The organism is Sinorhizobium garamanticum (assembly GCF_029892065.1).
Classification (GTDB): domain Bacteria; phylum Pseudomonadota; class Alphaproteobacteria; order Rhizobiales; family Rhizobiaceae; genus Sinorhizobium; species Sinorhizobium garamanticum.
The window spans coordinates 1,338,804-1,357,087 of record NZ_CP120374.1 but is presented as its reverse complement, the minus strand read 5'-3'; the positions used below and the strand labels follow the sequence as shown (position 1 = coordinate 1,357,087).

The following is an 18,284-nucleotide window of genomic DNA, read 5'->3' as shown; positions in this document are numbered from 1 at the left end:
ACGCCAGCCGGCTCATGTTCCGGCTGGCGCATCAAGGATTGTGGAGGCAGAGCTTACTCCGCCGCAATCGGCGCGGGATAGCGCTCTTCCTCGTCCTCGGGGGGCTGCTCGGTAGCTTCCGGCTCGCTCTCCTGCGCCTTCGGCTCCCGGCCGAAGAACAGCGCGTAGCCGGCCGGCAGCACCAGGATCGTGAGCACCGTCGCGACCAGGATGCCGCCCATCATGGCGTAGGCGAGTGGACCCCAGAACACGCCGCGGGAGATCGGGATCAGCGCCAGCACGGCGGTGAGCGCCGTCAGCATGATTGGCCGGAAGCGGCGAACCGCCGCGCCGATGATCGCCTCCGAGCGCTCCATGCCCGCCGCGATGTCCTGATCGATCTGGTCGACAAGGATGATCGAGTTGCGGATGATGATGCCGAGCAGTGCGATGACGCCGAGGATCGCGACGAAGCCGAAGGGCGCGCCGCTGATGAGCAGCGCGGCGGCGGCGCCAATGATGCCGAGCGGCCCGGTTGCCAAGACCAGCATCGCCTTGCCGAAATGCTGGAGTTGCGCCATCAGCAGGATGACGATCACGAGCAGCATGATCGGCGCCTTGGCGGCTATCGAGGCCTGGCTTTCGGCACTGTCTTCGGCGCCGCCCTGGATCTCGACCTTGTAGCCAGGGGCGAGGCCATCCCTCAGGCCCTGAAGCTCGTCGTAGAGCTTCATCGTAACGTCGTTCGACTGCACACCATCAGGAAGCGTGCCGCGGACCGTAATCGTCGGCAGGCGATCGCGCCGCCATTCGATGCCCTGTTCCATGACCGGCACGACCTTGGCGACCTGCGAGACGGGCACGAAGCCGCCGAAATCGGTCGGGACATAGACCGAGTTGACGGCCGAAAGCAGTTGGCGATTGCCGTCCGGCTCCCTCGCGACGATCGAGACGGTTTCCTCGCCGTCGCGGAAATTATCGAGCGGCACGCCGGACATCGATGCCTGCAGCATCTGGCGGATGCGCTGCGAGGTGACGCCCAGCGCCCGGGCGCGGTCCTGGTCGATCACCAGCTTCATCGCAGTCACCGGCTCCAGCCAGTCGTCGTGAACGGCGCCGAGCAGCGGGTTTTCGTTGAACTTCGCCTTCACCTCATCGGCGATGCGGCGCACTTCGGCGCGGTCCGGGCCCATCACGCGCAACTGCACGGGCCAGCCGGTCGGCGGACCGAGGAACAGCCGGTCGACCTTGGCGCGGATCGACGGGAAATCTTCGGCAATGACCGTCCGCAGCTTTGTGATCAGCCGCTCGCGGGCCGGCTCGTCCTTGGCCATGACGAGGAGCTGGGCGAAGTTCGGGTTGCGGAGCTGCTGGTCGAGCGGCAGGAAGAAGCGCGGTGCGCCCTCACCGATATAGGTGGCGATGAAGCGCTTGTCCTCGTCGTCCATCATCCGGGCTTCGAGAGCCTTGGCCTGCTTCTCGACCTCCTTGATGCTGCTTCCTTCCGGCAGCCACAGATCGACCAGGATTTCCGGCCGCGACGACTGCGGGAAGAAGTTCTTCGGGATGAACTGGAACGCCCAGAGGCTGCCGACGAAGGTCGCAAGCGTCATGACGAGCACGATGACCCTATGGCGCACGGCCCAGCCGACCGTCGCGCGCAAGCGCCGGTAAAAGCGTGTGTCGAAGACGTCGTGATGGCTGCCTGCATGATGGCGCTGCTTGAGGATCATGTAGCCGAGCCAGGGCGTGAAATAGACGGCGACGAACCAGGAGACCACCAGCGCGATGCCGACGACATAAAAGAGCGAGCGCACATACTCGCCAGCAGTCGATTCCGCGAAGCCGACTGGGATGAAGCCCGCGGTCGTGATCAGCGTGCCGGTCAGCATCGGAAAGGCGGTGGAGGAATAGGCGAAGCTCGCCGCCTCGATTTTCACCAGGCCTTCCTCGAGCTTGCGCTCCATCATCTCGACGACGATCATCGCGTCGTCGACGAGGAGGCCGAGCGCGATGATCAGCGCCCCGAGAGAGATGCGCTGCAGGTCGATGCCGAGTTCGTACATGATCGCGAATGTGGCGGCGAGCACCAGCGGTATGGCGATCGCGATCACCAGGCCGGAGCGCCAGCCGATCGACAGGAAGGAGACGATGAGCACGATGATCAGCGCCTCGATCAGCGCATGGCTGAATTCGCTGATCGCTTCGGTGACGACCTCCGGCTGATTGGAAATCTGGTCGACCGACACACCGTAAGGAAGCGAGGATTCGAAGCGTTCATAGGTCGCTTCCACCGCCTTACCGACGTCCGTGACGTTGAATCCTTTCGCCATGACCACGCCGATCTGGACGCCGTCGTGACCGTTGAAGCGGAACTTGCGCTGGAAGGGGTCTTCCAGTCCCGAGGTGACGCTGGCGATATCGCCGAGCCGGATCACCTGGTCTCCCGCGCGCAATCTCAGCTGACGGATATCCTCGGCCCGGTCGACGCCGCCTTCGACGGAAATGCGGACGGAGCGCGTGCCGGTATCGACGGAGCCGGCGAGATCAACATTGTTCTGGCCGACAATCGCGCTGCGCAGATCGTTGAGCGTCAGCCCGCGTTCCGCGAGCGCCTTGGAGGATACGTCGATATAGATCTTCTCCGGCTGGTCGCCGATGATCGACACCTTTTCGACGCCGGGCGTCGTCAGGAGCATGTCGCGACCCTGGATCGCGAACTTCTTGAGCTCGGGATAGCTGTAGCCGTCGCCGCTGATCGAATGGAGCGTGATGAAGGTGTCACCGAACTCGTCGTTGAAATAGGGGCCGAGCAGGCCTTCCGGCAGTTCGTTGTCGATGTCGCCGACCTTCTTGCGCACCTGGTAGAAGGCGTCGGCCACCTCTTCGGCATTGGTGTCGCCTTCGACCTGCAGCGTGATGATGGCGGTGCCGGCGCGCGTATAGGAGCGGACGAAATCGAGATGCGGCGTTTCCTGCAGCTTGCGCTCGATCTTGTTGACGACCTGGTCCTGCATCTCCTCGATCGATGCACCCGGCCAGACGGCCTGGATAACCATGACGCGGAACGTGAATTCCGGATCTTCGCGCTGGCCCATGCGTACGAGGCCGAGCGCGCCGGTGATGATGATCAACGCGAAGAGGAAACGCGCGATGCTCGGATGGCCTATCGCCCAGCGCGAGAGGTTGAACGGTTTCCTGTCCTCAGTGGAGGCATGCATGGCGTCGTTCCGTTCTATCGATAAATGGGGGGTTAGCGAAGCACTTCGCCCGTTTCGGCAAGCGCTGACTGTTGGTCGGCTGCCGGCAGCTTCACCTTCAGGTCTTCCGTCATGAATTGCGTGCCGGCGGCAACGACGAGATCACCCTGCTCAAGCCCTTCGGCGATGCGTACGCCGTCGCCGGTGAATTCGGCGAGCGTGACGTCGCGCGCATGCACCGTCGAGCTGTCACGATCAACCACCCAGACGAGCTTCCGGCCGTCCCTTTCGGCAAGCGCGCTCAACGGGATGGAAACCGACGGCTGCGAGCTGTCCGCGGCCGCCTCGATCGTGGCTGTCATGCCGAGCAGCACGCGCGGGTCGGTCGGCAGGCTGACGCGCACGGAAAAAGTCCGCGACTGCTGGTCCGCGCTGCCGGAAACCTCGCGCACGTGGCCGTCGAGCACGAGTGCTTCGTCCGACCAGAAGCGCGCCTTGACCGTCTTGCCCGGCTTGAATTCGGATACATCCATCTCGGGCACGGCGATCTGCACTTCTTTCTCACCATCGACGGCGACGGTCACCACCGGCGTGCCGGTGCCGACAACCTGGCCGATATCGGCATTGATCGCGGTGACGATGCCGTTCTGGTCGGATTTCAGATCCGTGTAGGTGACCTGGTTCCTGGCCTGGTCGAGCGACGAGGCGGCGGCATCCCGTGTGGAGACGGCCTGATCGTAAAGGAGCGCCGCCTGATCAAGCTCAGCCTTGGACGAGAATTCGCGGGTGAAGAGCTGCTCCGCCCGCATCTTCGTCAGCGCCGTCGTTTCCACCTGCTTTTCAGCGGCGGCGAGGTTTGCCTCGGCGCTTTTCACGGCAAGCTCATAATCGGTCGGATCGATGCGGGCGAGCAGGTCGCCCGGCTTCACCCGGTCGCCGATATTGACAAGCCTTTCGGTGATCTTGCCGGCGACGCGGAAGCCGAGATTCATCTCCGTGCGCGCCTTCACCGAACCGGAATAGTCGAGTTCACGCACATTGCCGGCCGCGGCGATCTCGACGACCTTGACCGGCCGGATGATCTCCTTGGTCTCCACCTTCTCTTCCGAGCAGGCGGAGAGGGCGACGGTGATAGCAAGCGCGGCCGCAAGCTTGGCGACGACCCGGGTTCTCTTTTCGAGGGCCTTTGGTGAAAACATCTCTGGCACTCCTGATCCTGTCTGCCGCCGTGCGGCTCGAATATTTCTGGCTCGATTATTTCTTCAGTGCTCTGATCGCGAATTCGATCAGCTCGTCGGGTGTCGCGCGATTTTGCTTCGCGAGACACTGGGCCACGATCTGCGGGTGACAGAGGGTTATCAGGCTGGCGTCGAAGCATCGGGCGGCGACCTCCGGATCCTGCTCGGCGAATTCGCCGGCCGCGATGCCCTCGCGGATGATCTGGGCCAGGAGCTGGTCGATTCGATCGATGTGCTTTTCTATGACGTGCCATTCCCGCTCGATGGCCACGACGACCATCTCGTGGACCTTCTCTTGGTCGAGCATGGTCTCGACCGTCATCTTGTGCTGCGCATGCGCATAGCGGCGGAGGCGCTCCGAGGCGCTTAACGGGAGGCGGGCAATCTCCTGGGCCTGTTGGTAGCTCGCGGCCAGCATGCGCGCGCAAAGCGCCTGGTGGATCTCCGTCTTCGAAGCGAAGAAGCGATAGATATTGGCGGGCGACATTTCGAGGTCGCGGGCGATGTCGGCCACATTCGTCTTGCTGTAGCCGTAATGCCGGAACAGCCGCTCGGCGGAATCGAGGATCCGCGTCACGTTTTCCTGCCTGGTTGCGTCGACGCCGGTGTCTGCGAGTTCGCTCATTTCATTCCACGAATTACGAGTGACGATTTTTGAATTTCGTCAGTCTTAAGCCGATAGACGTAATCTGTCAATGATCCGCGACGACGGAACTGCCGTCGAATCGCATTGGCGGCTCAAATGTCGCGGAGGGCGGAAGGGCTGCGATGACGTCGACGATCGCGGCGTCGCGGTTCGCGTGCACACGGGAAGCAGGACGTCAGCGGCAATCGGCTGTCATCCTGCGTGTTATTTGACGCGCGTCAAAGTCGGCAGGTCGGCATCGGCCTATTTCCGGGGCGACAACCACGGCAGGGCCCGATGGTTCAACGGAGAAGATGAAATGCTGACAATGATGAAGAACGGCCTTGGGATGAAGAAGGACCTTGGGATGAAGAAGGGCCTTGGCCTCGCAGCAGCGGCAATGCTGATCACCACCCCTGCACTCGCGGCAGACTTTGAAGTACACATGCTCAACAAGGGCAAGGACGGCGTGATGGTCTTTGAGCCGGCTTCGCTGAAGATCGCCGCCGGCGACACCGTAACCTTCATCCCGACCGACAAGGGCCACAATGTCGAGACGATCAAGGGCATGGTGCCGAAGCGCTGAAGAGCAAGGTCAACGAGAACTACACGGTCACGTTCACGACTCCGGGCGTCTACGGCGTGAAGTGCACGCCGCATTACGGCATGGGCATGGTGGGCGTCGTGCAGGTCGGCGACGGCCCGGCCAATCTCGACGCGGCGAAAGGGGCAAAAAACCCAAAGAAGGCGCAGGAGCGTCTCAACGCCGCCTTCACGGCGCTGGCACTGTAAACGGCGGCGTTCGTCGATAGCGGGCGACATCCAACCAACAGAGATAAAGGCCGGTGCGGCGCGAACACCGCACCGGCCCTTCTTTCTTCGGCGCCGCCGCCGACGTCTCCACGCGCTGGCGTTGTAGAATGTCGCTTTTTCGAAAATGCGAAATGATGCGGGCGCTCACTCCGAAGAAAACCCCACATTTGCCCGGGTAATAATATCCCATTGAATTGACAGATGTTATTTCTATTCTTGAAAACAACAGTTTAGTTTATTTTCCTTTCTTTCCCGTCAAGGATTGTTACTATGCTGACGAGTGCACCAACGGGGGACGTTAGCGTGTCCGACTTATCTCCGCAGCAGGTGACGGCGCCACCGCCGCAATCCCGACGACGCGAACTTCTGACATTTCTGGTGCTGGCCTTCGGCATCTGGCCGCTGCTCGCCGTCGCTGTCGTTGGCGGCTATGGATTCCTCGTCTGGATGTTTCAGCTTGTCTTCGGACCGCCCGGTCCGCCGCCGGCGCCACATTGAGGTGCGTCATGGCGGTTGCGACGATTTCCAGACGAGACCTGCTGTTCGGACGTGGCGCGCCTGAGCCCGAACGGATCTTTCCGCCGGGTGTGACGCTCGAGAGCCTCGCCGCCTGCACCGGTTGCGGCCGCTGCGTGGACGCGTGTCCGACGCAGATCATCAGCCTTGCCGGCAATCGGCCATCGCTCGATTTTTCAGTCGGCGAGTGCACCTTCTGCGGTGAATGCCGGAGTGCCTGTCCAGAGCCGGTCTTCCAGTTTGCCGACGTAACGCGCTATCAGCATGTGGCGGCGATCGCCGATCATTGCCTGGCGAAGAACAACGTCGCCTGCCAGTCCTGCCGCGACAGCTGTCCGGAGTTGGCGATCCGCTTCCAGCCGCGGATCGGCGGGCCTTTCCTGCCGGTCGTCGACGAAGATGCCTGCAGCGGTTGCGGCGCCTGCGTCGGCATCTGTCCGGTCGGCGCCGTTCACGTCTCTGCACGGCATCAGGAGAGCGCCAATGCCTGACAAACCGAGCGAATATCATATCTCGAGCGCCGTCGTCGTCGCCGTTCCGGCGATGGAGGACAAGGTTCTGGCGGCGCTTTCCCGAATGAGCAATGTCGAGGTTTACGGCCACCAGGGCGGCAAGATCGTGGTGGTCATCGAAGGAACGAGCACGGGCATGCTCGGCGAGTGCCTGTCGCAGATTTCCGCGCTCGAAGGCGTGGTCGCGGCCAACATGGTGTTCGAGCATGTTGAGAAAGAGGAGACGATCGGCAATGACCGGCGAACTGACGCGGCGTGACATCCTCAAGGCCCATGCGGCGGGCATAGCAGCGGCGACCGCGGGCATCGCGCTTCCCGCCGCCGCACAGCCCGTACCCGGTGGCGTCGGCGCGCTGGAGATCAAATGGTCGAAGGCGCCCTGCCGCTTCTGCGGCACCGGCTGCGGCGTGATGGTGGGCGTGAAGGAAGGCCAGGTGGTTGCCACCCATGGCGATATGCAGGCGGAGGTCAATCGCGGCCTCAACTGCATCAAGGGCTATTTCCTGTCGAAGATCATGTACGGCGCCGACCGGCTGAAGACGCCGCTTATGCGCAAGCGCAACGGCGCCTTTGCCAAGGACGGCGAATTCGAGCCGGTAAGCTGGGACGAAGCCTTCGACGTGATGGCGGAGCAGGTGAAGAAAGTCCTGAAGGAGAAGGGGCCGACGGCCGTCGGCATGTTCGGCTCCGGGCAGTGGACGATCTTCGAGGGCTATGCGGCGACGAAACTGATGCGGGCCGGCTTCCGCTCCAACAATCTCGACCCCAATGCTCGCCATTGCATGGCCTCGGCAGCCTACGCCTTCATGCGCACCTTCGGCATGGACGAGCCGATGGGATGCTACGACGACTTCGAGCACGCCGACGCCTTCGTGCTTTGGGGCTCGAACATGGCGGAGATGCACCCGATCCTCTGGACGCGGCTCGCCGACCGGCGGCTCGGCCAGCCGCATGTGCGCGTCGCGGTGCTCTCGACCTTCACCCACCGCAGCATGGACCTCGCCGACATCCCGATCGTCTTCACGCCGGGAACGGACCTCGCGATCCTCAATTACATCGCCAATCACATCATTCAGACGGGGCGCGTCAATCAGGAGTTCGTCGACAAGCACACCACCTTCATGGTTGGCGCGACCGACATCGGCTACGGCTTGAGGCCGGACAATCCGCTCGAGGTCAAGGCGGTGAACGCCAAGGACGCCGCCAAGATGACGCCGAGCACTTTCGACGACTTCAAGACGTTCGTCTCGGACTATACGCTGGAAAAGACCGCCGAACTGACGGGCGTCGACGTCGGCTTCCTGGAACAACTGGCCGAGCTCTACGCGAACCCCAACCGCAAGGTGATGTCGCTCTGGACCATGGGGTTCAACCAGCATGTGCGCGGCGTCTGGGTCAACCAGATGGTCTACAATCTCCATCTCTTGACGGGAAAGATTTCGGAGCCGGGCAACAGCCCGTTCTCGCTGACCGGGCAGCCTTCTGCCTGCGGCACGGCGCGCGAGGTCGGCACTTTTGCCCATCGCCTGCCGGCCGACATGACGGTGACCAACCCGGAACATCGCGAGCACGCCGAGGAGATCTGGCGTGTGCCGCACGGCCTCATTCCGGAAAAGCCGGGTTATCATGCTGTCGAACAGGACCGCATGCTGAAAGACGGCAAGCTCAATTTCTATTGGGTGCAGGTCAACAACAACGTCCAGGCGGCGCCCAACACCAGCAACGAAACTTACCAGGGCTACCGCAACCCCGACAACTTCATCGTCGTTTCCGACGTCTATCCGACGATCACGGCCATGAGCGCGGACCTTATCCTGCCGGCTGCCATGTGGGTGGAGAAGGAAGGCGCCTATGGCAACGCCGAACGCCGCACCCATGTCTGGCACCAGCTCGTGCAGGCGCCGGGCGAGGCGCGGTCGGACCTGTGGCAGATGGTCGAGTTTTCCAAGCGGTTCACGACCGACGAGGTCTGGCCGGCGGAAATCCTTGATGCCAATCCGTCCTATCGCGGCAAGACGCTGCACGACGTGCTGTTCAAGAACGGCGAGGTGGATCGCTTCCCCTTGAACGAGGTCAACGGCGACTACGCCAACAACGAGGCCGAGGCCTTCGGCTTCTACATCCAGAAGGGCCTCTTCGAGGAATATGCCTCCTTCGGCCGCGGTCACGGGCACGATCTCGCCCCCTATGACCGCTACCATGAGGAGCGTGGGCTGCGCTGGCCGGTGGTCGATGGGAAAGAGACGCGCTGGCGCTACCGCGAAGGTTACGACCCCTATGTGAAGCCGGGCGAGGGCGTGAAGTTCTACGGACGCCCGGACGGCAGGGCGGTGATCCTTGCCGTTCCCTACGAGCCCCCGGCCGAGCCGCCTGATGACGAATACGATGTCTGGCTGGTCACGGGCCGCGTGCTCGAACATTGGCATTCCGGCTCGATGACGATGCGGGTGCCGGAGCTATACCGGGCCTTCCCCGGGGCGGTTTGTTTCGTGAACGCGGACGATGCCCGCAAGCGCGGCCTCAATCAGGGTGCCGAAGTCAGGATCGTTTCCCGGCGCGGCGAAATCCTCGCCCGCGTCGAGACACGCGGCCGCAACCGCATGCCTCCCGGCGTCATCTTCGTTCCGTGGTTCGACGCCAGCAAGCTCATCAACAAGGTAACGCTCGACGCTACCGATCCCATCTCCAAACAGACGGATTTCAAAAAATGCGCGGTCAAGCTCGTTTCTGTCGCATGATGAGAAGCCCAGGATGGATGCTCGGAGCGCTGCTCACGCTCCTGTTCGTCAGCAGCGCGGCGATCGCCCAGATGACGCCCGGAGAAAGGGTGCCGGAACTTTCCGGCCCGCCGCAGGAGATGACCGAGCCGGGGGCGCCCCCGATACCGAAATGGGTGGTCGACGACGTCCGCAAGGAGCGCAACTATCCCGACCAGCCGCCAGTGATCCCGCATTCGATCGAGGGATATCAGCTCTCCGTCAACACCAACCGCTGCCTTTCCTGCCACAGGCGCGAGTTCACCGAGGAGTCGGGCGCGCCGATGATCAGCGTCACTCACTATATGACGCGCGACGGCCAGATGCTCGCGGACGTGTCGCCGCGGCGCTATTTCTGCACCGCCTGCCACGTGCCGCAGGCGAACGTCAAGCCGCTGGTCGGCAACACGTTCAAGGATATGAGCGAGCTGGGCGTCAAGCCGGCGGGAAGCGAGTGACGCCATGGAATCGACTAGGAAACTCGTCCTTTGGGCGTGGCGCATCGTCAGCACGCCGGCGGGAACGCTGAGCCTCGGCTTCCTGACGCTCGGCGGCTTCGTCGGCGGCGTGATGTTCTGGGGTGCCTTCAACACCGCGCTCGAGCTCACCAACACAGAGACCTTCTGCACCTCCTGCCATGAGATGCGCGACAACGTCTATCAGGAGCTGACGCGGACGATCCATTTCTCCAACCGCTCCGGCGTCAGGGCCACCTGTCCCGACTGCCACGTGCCCCATGACTGGACGGACAAGATCGCCCGCAAGATGCAGGCGTCGAAGGAGGTCTGGGGCAAGATCTTCGGGACGATCAATACCCGCCCGAAATTCCTCGAGCACCGGCTGGAACTCGCCCAGCATGAATGGGCGCGGCTAAAGGCAAACGACAGTCTCGAATGCCGCAATTGCCATTCGTCTGTGGCTATGGATCTGCAGAAGCAGACGGAACGGGCGGCGACGATCCACACCCGCTATCTGCTTCCCGGCCGGGCGACGTGTATCGATTGCCATAAGGGCATCGCGCACGAGCTGCCGAACATGGAGGGCATCGATCCGGGCTGGAAGGTGCCGCCGGAACTCGAAGGCGAAACCACCACGAGTTCAACCCCGATCGACGAGCTCCGGCAGGCGATGAAGGAGCTGCACGCGAGCAACTTCTGACGCCTTTTGCCAGGGTCAATTGCTCGGGCGCGTCAGGATGAAGGCGACGGGGAGTGCCATCACGACCGCGACGATGGCCGCAAGCATCGCGTCCGGCTTGCTGAAAAGAAAGAGGCCGAAGCTTGCGGCGATCAAGGCGACGGAGGCGAACTTCGCCCTTACAGCGATCGCACCCTTTTCCCGCCAGAGGCGCAGCGAAGCGCCGAATACGGGATGCTCGACGAGCCAGCGCTCAAGCCGGGGGGACGCCCGGGCGAACAGGCCCGCCGCCAAGAGCAGGAAAGGTGTGGTGGGCAGGATCGGCAGGAAAACGCCTGCGATGGCGAACCCGACCATCAGCCAGCCAAGGCACAAACAAAGGATACGCAACGGAAGGTTCATTCGCCGTCTCCAGATCGCGCGCGACGGGGCCTGGAAGCCTGTGCCTGCTCATCGCGCACCCTCCTTGGAACGGCAAGAGGGCGCCGGCATTGAGCAGGCGCGCGCCCTCCTGCGCGGCGTAGGCGGTCTTCGAAAAGCAGCCGCGCTTCTACCAGCACGCTTCGGTCGGCGTCGTGATAGCCGATCTCGTCAAGCTCGTGAAGCAGTTCCATGATCGTGGTGATGCGGCGCCGTTGGCGCCGGGCCTGGTCGCGCATGCGTTTTTGTTCGGCCAGAACGGCTATGCCATCGTCGGCAACATTGCCCGGCTACCGGCCGCACCCCGCCTTCTATCGCGGGCTTGCCGGATAAGGGTAGCCCGGAGCTTGGGAGAAGCCCAGCATTCAAGCACGCTCGGCGGTGCCGTTGATCATCGAGGCCCAGCGGCTCACTCCCCTTGAAGCAGTTGCTGCACTGGGCTAGCATCAATCATGCTGCTGTAGGGCGCGTCGGCTTACGAGCCGGAGGGGCCTTGCCCGCCTACAACAAAGTCAAACGTAGCGCGCGCCCATGCCAAATAGCGAAAACCTCAGAAAGCAAGCCAAACTATACCTGCGATGGCACCGTGAACGGTACTATCCTGTCGCGGAGCAGATCAGGTCAGCGCTGGCCAAATTCCGAGACTTAAGCGATGGGGAAGTGCTGGAGGCCGAGTTCAGGCTCAGTGACGCGCAGGAGCTTATCGCCAGAAAACACGGTTTCGAGAACTGGGCCGCGATGATCAAAGGGATCGATACCATGACAGGATCGGCAGTCTCCTCCGATAACACGTCTGTCATCACGGCAGCAGAGCCGCAGCTCTTCGTTTCCGACATCGAGATAGCGTGCCGATTTTATGTTCACAAACTCGGCTTCAAGATCGCGTTCTCTTACGGAGAGCCGCCATTCTATGCACAGGTCTTTCGCGATGGCGGCCGCTTGAACTTGCGAAAAGTCGGCGGCCCTGTTTTTGACAGCGGCTTTCGGGAGAGGGAACGTGATGCTCTTTCCGCAACACTCACCCTCGGCGACCCCAAGCCGCTATTCCTGGAGTATCAGAGCGAAGGCGTCGCGTTCCACCAGAGCTTGAGGACAGAGCCGTGGGGAGCTCGCACCTTCATCGTGCGAGATCCCGATGGCAACCTTATCGCGTTTGCCGGTGGCAAAGGCTAGCCGCGTCGGCAACATCGCCCGGCTACCCGTCCTCACACTTCCCGCCATCTGTCACGGGCTTGCCGGATAGGGCAGCAGAATCAGAGTGGCCGGCATTCGGGCCTAGCCCCATATATTTATTGCTTCACACGCAGGCTCAGGCCGTGGCTGCTCGGAACAGGGCATAGCGCGGCTTTGCTTGTCGAAGGCAATTCTTCGGAGCGGCCAACCGAGTGTGATTACTGCAAAATTCTAGTTTGCGACCGTGCAACGTTGGAAGCAAACTGACATCTATGGGGAAGTTTGCGTCTGGTCTCTCCTAAGAATCCTAAGATATTCTCTCGCATCAAGGCCTTCTCAATCAGCGGGATAGACATGAAGACGTTCAAAGTCGGGTTTCGAGAAGGTGTGATAATTGATCCTCAACGACGCACCTGGTCGGGTGACGGACCTCGGCCCATTGCATGGGCAGCATGGTATCCAGCAGATGATGCCGCCAGCGAACTACTAACTCTGATACCCGCGGTCTCGCCGCTGTTTATCATGGGCACGGTCGCGCGGGACGCCGCCCTCAGCGAAGATCAGGAGCGCTTTCCAATCGTTCTGCTCTCGCACGGCACAGGGGGCACAGCGTCGAGCCTTGGCTGGTTGGCCCAACGCATCGCGGCCGCAGGACTGATTGCGGTTGGTGTGGATCACCACGGGAATACGGCGTCCGAACCTTACCGGCCAGAAGGCTTCCTATGTTGGTGGGAAAGGCCGCGCGACCTCTCGGTGGTATTGGATGCACTTGCTGAGAAAGGCCCGTTCGTCGGCAGAATAGATATGGGCCGCGTGTCGGCCGCTGGCTTTTCCCTCGGCGGCTACACGGTTATCTCGCTGTCGGGCGCGGTTACGAACATGACTTTGTTTGCCGAGTGGGCAAGAGAGATGCCCTTTGGAAGAGGCCCTAGAGAATATCCTGATCTCGCTGACCACATTGAACCGCTTCTTCAGGAAAGTTCGGTGTTTCGTGCGTCCTGGGAACGCCAATCCGCATCCTACCTAGATACACGTGTCAACACCGCGATTGCCCTTGCTCCGGCTCCAACAGTGCGCGCCTTTACACTGGACAGTCTTCGCACCATCAAAGCTCCTGTAACTATCATGGTTGGTGACGCAGACAGCGAGGCCCCAGCCGATTCATGTTCAGCCTGGTTGCACGGCAACTTACCGCAAAGCACGCTCACGCTTCTTGGTCGAGATGTTGGGCATTACACGCTGCTGTGCGAGGGCACCGAACGAGGCAAAGAAACGGAACCCGCTATCTGGGTTGATCGACCCGGCGTAGATCGCTTCTCTATTCATAACAGGGCGGCGAGCATCGCATTGTCCGCGTTGCTGCAAGACTCCTTTCGCGACGGACGTCGGCAGGCGGACCTTCCGGGTCATTCACGGCAGTAGTATCCATGTTTCGGCCAAGGACCGGCACTCGAGCCGGGCTCTTTGTTTGCAGCTCTCAAGCAGCCTTGCTGTGCGTCCTTTGCGACTGCTCGAGATAGGCGTCGAAGGCGGCGGCGACGGCGCGAATGACGAAGCGATGGTCCTGCCGTACCTGAATGACGCCGCCGGGGATGTCCAGCACGCCGTCTTCGGCGAGCGTCGCGAGCTTTGCGTTCCGGTCGATCAGCCGATGAGCGTGGTAATCGTGGGCCGCGGCGATCGCAGCAATGTCGGCGCTGAAGTCGCACATCAGCCTTTCGATGATCTCGGCCCGCATGCGGTCCTCGCCAGCGCTTCATCGAAGCGGCCAAACCGGCTCAAAGAACAAAGTAACCCTTCTGCATGGCGACGGCATCATCGAGGTGAATGGCAAAATCCGCCTTCCTGTCACCATTGACGTCGCCATAAATGTAGGTGTCGGACGCCGCGCGGTCGTAGCGCAGCTCGCCTTTGCCGCCGGAAAAAGCGGCTGTTCCGACGAAGACAAATGCCTGGTTCCCCGTCGCCGCCGTGTTGGCGTCGATCGCTGAAAGATCGATCCTGTCCGATTGCGAGGCGACGAAATCGTAGATCGTGTCACGGCCGGTGGTGGTGACGGTCGTTTCCGCGAGCGACTTGAAGAGAAACCTATCGGCTCCCGCCCCGCCGACGAGCCTGTCCGCTCCGGCGCCGCCATACAGGCTGTCATTGCCGAGGCCGCCGTCGAGCAAGTCGTTGCCGCGGTCGCCGTTCAGCGCGTCGTTACCAGCGTAGCCGCGCAGCGTATTGGCGGCCTGGTTGCCGACAATCGAATCGCTACCGGCCCCGCCAAACACGTTTTCGATCAGCGAGCGCGTGTCGCCATGGTAAAGCAGGGCATTGAAGATATTGCCGCGCGCAAAGCCGTCGTTCGGGCCGCCGCCGAGATAGGCAAGCTGATCGGCACTGAAGGTCGAGGCGTGGCCGGGGCGCAAGTCGATCTTGAGCCCGGTTTTGTAGGCCGAGAGATCGTAAGTATCATTGCCGCCGCCATCCCAGACGGTCGCGAAGATCCGGTTGGCGCCCGGGGCGATGGCTGTCGCGCCGTTGACCAGCGTGGCGCCACTGCCCGGTGTCCATTTGTAGACCGTGTTGCCGCTGTTGGTCGTGAAGTCGGCGCCGTACATCTCCTGCAGCGCGGCGATGTCCGCCATCATGAAGGTTTGCGGAGCGCCGAAGCGCTCGTACGCATAGGTATTGCCGGAGCCAATGAAGCCGCTGTAGGTCATGACCGAAAATTCGATCGAATTGTATTGCGCAGGCAGCGCCCCGAAATCGTCGGCGTCATGCCCGTGCGACAGGCCGAGTGCATGCCCAAACTCGTGCAGCAGCGTATGCCAGGCGTAGTTTCCGGCGACGGGCGTCCGGTAGTCGTGGACGGTGCCGGCATAGGCGGTGCCGAACCAGACGTCGCCGGCCTCGGCATAGGTACCCGGGTAATAGGCGTAGGCCGTGTCCGGCAGGCTCGACTGCGCGAATCGGACTGTCGCGGTGTTGGCGCTGCCGAGCGCGAAGCTGGCGTTGGTGAAACCTTCGACCGAGAAGCCGTCATTGGCGGCGGAACCGAAGGATTGCTCCATGGCGAAGAGCGCGGCGTTTCGCTGGGCGGCCGATACGGCGCCGAAGCCGCTGTTCTTTTCCCCGCTGTAGCTATAGCTGCCGGCGGCTGTGGGAAAGGCATAGGTGATCACGCCGTTCCAGACCACACTCGAGAGCACCCCATCAATCAGGCTGTTCCCGGTTGGCTTCACAATTTTGATGGATTTGCCCGTTCCGCTCATGCAAATTTCCGATCTTGACGTGACGGCGTTTAGCGCCTGGAAGCTCGCGTCCGGGACAATAGCCGCCGCGAGATACGATTCTCATAAGCGGATCGTTAAAATTGGAGACATTTTTGTGGCCATGCGCGGATTATTGAAATCGATGGGCTTCGCCATGCTGGTGATGGGCCTTTCGACCACTGTTCAAGGCGCGACAAAAACAGACGGGGTAGAGATGCAGGAACCTCCGGATCCTGAGGTGGCCGTCAGGTCCGAGTTCGAGCGGGTGAAGGCGAAGAACACGGTCGAGGCCTATGAACGCTTCATTCGCCGCCACCCGGACCACGCCCTGGCTGAGGAGGCGCGGAAGGCCCTCTTGCGACTCAAGCAGTAGGGGTCTGGCCGAGTGGTCCGTCGGCCAGGCTTCAGATAGCGGCGTGGAGCGGATCTCAGGCCGCGCCGCGCGTTAAATCGATTCCGATTTAAGGAATCAGGCAGCAGCCAGAAAGGCACTCCTCCTTCAGCTCGACGGCTTGCGCGCCCGGATCGCGTAGCGGTGCTGGCTTTTGCGCGCGAGCGCCTTGAAGACATTCCAGTTCTTCGCCTGCGTCCGATGGATTTCGTCGAGATCGGTATCGATCTCGACGTCGACGAATCCCGCCTTGTGCAAGAGTTCGGCCACCTCCTCGGCGCGCGCACCTTGCGAGAAGTGGACGCGGGAGAGGATACTCCTGTGGGTCTCCATCATCTCGCGCGAGCCGGATGGTATGTCCGCCTTGAGCAGCCCGGCGCGCTGGCCCCAGCCGCTAAGCTTTGAGAACAGCCGCTCCAGCGCATTCGTGTTGACGAAGTCGCCGTCGACGATCAGCAGCCTGCCGCCTGGTTTCAGAACCCGCAGCCATTCCGCAAAGGCGGCGGTCGGGTTGACCAGCGTCCAGACCAGATGCCGGGTGACGACCGCGTCGTAGTGCTCGTCCGGCTCCATCGTATTTTCGGCGTCGCCCATGCGGAACGAAATCTTGCGCCGACGATCGCGTGCCTTGTTGCGTGCCCGCTCGAGCATGGGTTCGGCCCAGTCGAGGCCGGTCACCCGGAAGCCGAGATCGTCGAGCAGGTGCGAGACGACGCCGGTGCCGCTCGCGAGATCCAGCGCCATGCGGCCTTCGCTCTCGCCGAGATGGTGTCGGATCAGCCGGTGCCACGCCGCGCGCTCTTCCTCGGAGAAAATTTCGTGCCCGGGTGAAAGGTCGAAGGTTGCCGCGCGCTCCGACCAGTAGGTCTTGATTTCGTCGCGAAGATTATAGTTCCGCTGCTCTGCCACATCGCTCATATCGACCTCGTCCGCTAAAGCGCGTCACAAGCATGCGACGCGCCTTATCTACTTGTTCTCGTGCATGTCGTTGTCCCTAAACCGCTGCACACTTTCGGGCGACATGCATCGTGTTTGGAAGCGTTCTAAAAGATATATGTTGACTGATAAAGTCATGAAATATTAGATCGCCCAAATTTTATAGCGGAGCGAAGAACAATGAGGCTTTTCAACAGGCTGGCCACCGCCGCCATGGGTTTTTGCGTGCTTTTTTCAGCACCGGCGTTGGCTGAGACGGTCAAGATCAAAGACGTCACGGGCCGTGACGTCGACGTCGAGGTGCCGGTCGAGCACGTGATTCTCGGCGAAGGGCGCCAGATCTATTTCCTCGCCGCGCTCGACCGGGAAGAGCCTTTCAAGCGCGTCGTCGGCTGGCGCGACGACCTGGCCAAGGCCGACCCGGAAAGCTATGCCGCCTATCTCGCCAAATATCCCGACATTGCCAAGCTGCCGGCTTTCGGCGGCATGAAGGACGGAACCTTCGACATCGAGCAGGCCGTGGCGCTGAAGCCGGATGTCATCCTGATGAATGTCGACGCCAAGACGGCGACGGAGGAAGCCGGTTACATCGAAAAGCTCGGCAAGGTCGGCATTCCGCTCGTCTACGTCGATTTCCGCGAGAAGCCGATGGAAAACACCGAACCGAGCATGCGCATCATGGGCAAGCTCATCGGCAAGGAGGAGAAGGCCGAGGAGTTCATCAAGTTCCGCGCCGACAACATCGCCAAGGTGACCGACGTCCTCGCCAAGGCTGACGCGAAAAAGCCGCTCGTCTTCGTCGAACGCGCCGGCGGTTATTCCGACGATTGCTGCATGTCCTTCGGCAATGAGAACTTCGGCAAGATGGTCGAACTCGCCGGCGGCTTGAACATCGCGAAGGACATCATCCCCGGCACGTTCGGTACGGTCAATCCGGAGCAGGTCATCGCCGCGAACCCGGATCAGATTATCATCACCGGCGGCAACTGGCAGGGTTACGTGCCCGGCGGCGCCTGGGTCGGTGTCGGCTACGGTGCCGACGAGACGGAAGCACGCCGAAAGCTTGAGAACCTGACCAAGCGTCCGGCCTTCACCGGCGTCAAAGCCGTCAACGACGGCAACGTCCATGCCATCTGGCACCAGTTCTACAACAACCCCTATCAGTTCGTCGCCATCCAGCAGATCGCCAAGTGGCTGCATCCGGACCTGTTCCAGGATCTCGATCCCGAGGCGACGTTCAAGGAGCTGCATGAGCGCTTCCTGCCGCTTCCCTACAAGAGTGGCTACTTCGTCTCGCTGAATGTCGGTCAATAACGGTTCGGGCGCCG

General features: G+C 61.9%; 16 protein-coding genes and 2 pseudogenes. 11 read left to right on the top strand and 7 right to left on the bottom strand.

What is annotated here, in order from left to right; genetic code table 11:
- Positions 1-53 precede the first annotated feature (53 nt).
- From PZN02_RS26115 to PZN02_RS26105, 3 genes are read right to left on the bottom strand one after another with little or no spacing between them, the layout of a single operon-like run.
- Complete coding sequence (locus PZN02_RS26115; RefSeq protein WP_280661864.1) at positions 54-3,200, bottom strand: efflux RND transporter permease subunit; 3,147 nt, start codon at positions 3,198-3,200, stop codon at positions 54-56.
- 32 nt (positions 3,201-3,232) lie between these two features.
- Positions 3,233-4,378: an efflux RND transporter periplasmic adaptor subunit gene (locus PZN02_RS26110; RefSeq protein ID WP_280661863.1), complete on the bottom strand. Its 1,146-nt coding sequence runs from the start codon at positions 4,376-4,378 to the stop codon at positions 3,233-3,235.
- Positions 4,379-4,433: 55 nt separating this feature from the next.
- Complete coding sequence (locus PZN02_RS26105; RefSeq protein WP_280661862.1) at positions 4,434-5,042, bottom strand: TetR/AcrR family transcriptional regulator; 609 nt, start codon at positions 5,040-5,042, stop codon at positions 4,434-4,436.
- A gap of 367 nt (positions 5,043-5,409) precedes the next feature.
- Here PZN02_RS26105 and PZN02_RS26100 point away from each other — a divergent pair.
- The 7 genes and pseudogenes from PZN02_RS26100 to PZN02_RS26070 all read left to right on the top strand — a co-directional run bounded on the left by PZN02_RS26100 (position 5,410) and on the right by PZN02_RS26070 (position 10,797).
- Positions 5,410-5,834 (top strand): annotated as a pseudogene (locus tag PZN02_RS26100) (pseudoazurin).
- Between the two features lie 324 nt (positions 5,835-6,158).
- The gene (gene napE / locus PZN02_RS26095; RefSeq protein WP_280661861.1) at positions 6,159-6,353 is read left to right on the top strand and encodes a periplasmic nitrate reductase, NapE protein; all 195 of its coding nucleotides are present in this window, start codon (positions 6,159-6,161) and stop codon (positions 6,351-6,353) included.
- 8 nt (positions 6,354-6,361) lie between these two features.
- Positions 6,362-6,862, top strand: a complete 501-nt coding sequence (locus PZN02_RS26090; RefSeq protein WP_280661860.1) for a ferredoxin-type protein NapF — start codon at positions 6,362-6,364, stop codon at positions 6,860-6,862.
- A complete protein-coding gene (locus tag PZN02_RS26085; RefSeq protein WP_280661859.1) occupies positions 6,855-7,142 on the top strand; it encodes a chaperone NapD in 288 nt (95 codons plus the stop codon). The genes PZN02_RS26090 and PZN02_RS26085 overlap by 8 nt, the downstream gene beginning before the upstream one ends.
- On the top strand, positions 7,117-9,621 hold the full coding sequence (gene napA, locus PZN02_RS26080; protein WP_280661858.1) for a periplasmic nitrate reductase subunit alpha: 2,505 nt from the start codon (positions 7,117-7,119) through the stop codon (positions 9,619-9,621). Before PZN02_RS26085 ends, napA begins: the two co-directional genes overlap by 26 nt.
- Positions 9,591-10,097 carry a nitrate reductase cytochrome c-type subunit gene (locus tag PZN02_RS26075; protein WP_280661857.1) on the top strand — a complete coding sequence of 169 codons (507 nt, stop codon included), beginning with the start codon at positions 9,591-9,593 and terminating at the stop codon, positions 10,095-10,097. Before napA ends, PZN02_RS26075 begins: the two co-directional genes overlap by 31 nt.
- 4 nt (positions 10,098-10,101) lie before the next feature.
- Positions 10,102-10,797 carry a NapC/NirT family cytochrome c gene (locus tag PZN02_RS26070; RefSeq protein ID WP_280661856.1) on the top strand — a complete coding sequence of 232 codons (696 nt, stop codon included), beginning with the start codon at positions 10,102-10,104 and terminating at the stop codon, positions 10,795-10,797.
- 15 nt (positions 10,798-10,812) lie between these two features.
- On the opposite strand, the gene PZN02_RS26065 is transcribed toward PZN02_RS26070, so the two are convergent.
- On the bottom strand, positions 10,813-11,178 hold the full coding sequence (locus PZN02_RS26065; RefSeq protein WP_280661855.1) for a YbaN family protein: 366 nt from the start codon (positions 11,176-11,178) through the stop codon (positions 10,813-10,815).
- Positions 11,179-11,727: 549 nt separating this feature from the next.
- Between PZN02_RS26065 and PZN02_RS26060 the strand changes: the two genes are divergently transcribed.
- Positions 11,728-12,369: a VOC family protein gene (locus PZN02_RS26060; RefSeq protein ID WP_280661854.1), complete on the top strand. Its 642-nt coding sequence runs from the start codon at positions 11,728-11,730 to the stop codon at positions 12,367-12,369.
- Positions 12,370-12,723: 354 nt separating this feature from the next.
- A complete protein-coding gene (locus tag PZN02_RS26055) occupies positions 12,724-13,791 on the top strand; it encodes an alpha/beta hydrolase family protein (RefSeq protein WP_280661853.1) in 1,068 nt (355 codons plus the stop codon).
- Between the two features lie 55 nt (positions 13,792-13,846).
- Here the strand turns inward: PZN02_RS26055 and PZN02_RS26050 are convergent.
- A pseudogene (locus tag PZN02_RS26050) lies at positions 13,847-14,116 on the bottom strand (coproporphyrinogen III oxidase); the annotation flags it as partial.
- A 31-nt stretch (positions 14,117-14,147) separates the two neighbouring features.
- Positions 14,148-15,629: a M10 family metallopeptidase gene (locus tag PZN02_RS26045; protein ID WP_280661851.1), complete on the bottom strand. Its 1,482-nt coding sequence runs from the start codon at positions 15,627-15,629 to the stop codon at positions 14,148-14,150.
- Here PZN02_RS26045 and PZN02_RS26040 point away from each other — a divergent pair.
- On the top strand, positions 15,532-16,002 hold the full coding sequence (locus tag PZN02_RS26040; RefSeq protein WP_280663332.1) for a hypothetical protein: 471 nt from the start codon (positions 15,532-15,534) through the stop codon (positions 16,000-16,002). The two genes, PZN02_RS26045 and PZN02_RS26040, sit on opposite strands and share 98 nt — an antisense overlap.
- Before the next feature lie 126 nt (positions 16,003-16,128).
- Here the strand turns inward: PZN02_RS26040 and PZN02_RS26035 are convergent, their stop codons facing one another.
- Positions 16,129-16,938, bottom strand: a complete 810-nt coding sequence (locus PZN02_RS26035; protein ID WP_280661850.1) for a class I SAM-dependent methyltransferase — start codon at positions 16,936-16,938, stop codon at positions 16,129-16,131.
- 198 nt (positions 16,939-17,136) lie between these two features.
- On the opposite strand from PZN02_RS26035, the gene PZN02_RS26030 reads away from it, so the two are divergent.
- Positions 17,137-18,270: an ABC transporter substrate-binding protein gene (locus PZN02_RS26030; protein WP_280661849.1), complete on the top strand. Its 1,134-nt coding sequence runs from the start codon at positions 17,137-17,139 to the stop codon at positions 18,268-18,270.
- Positions 18,271-18,284: the final 14 nt, after the last annotated feature.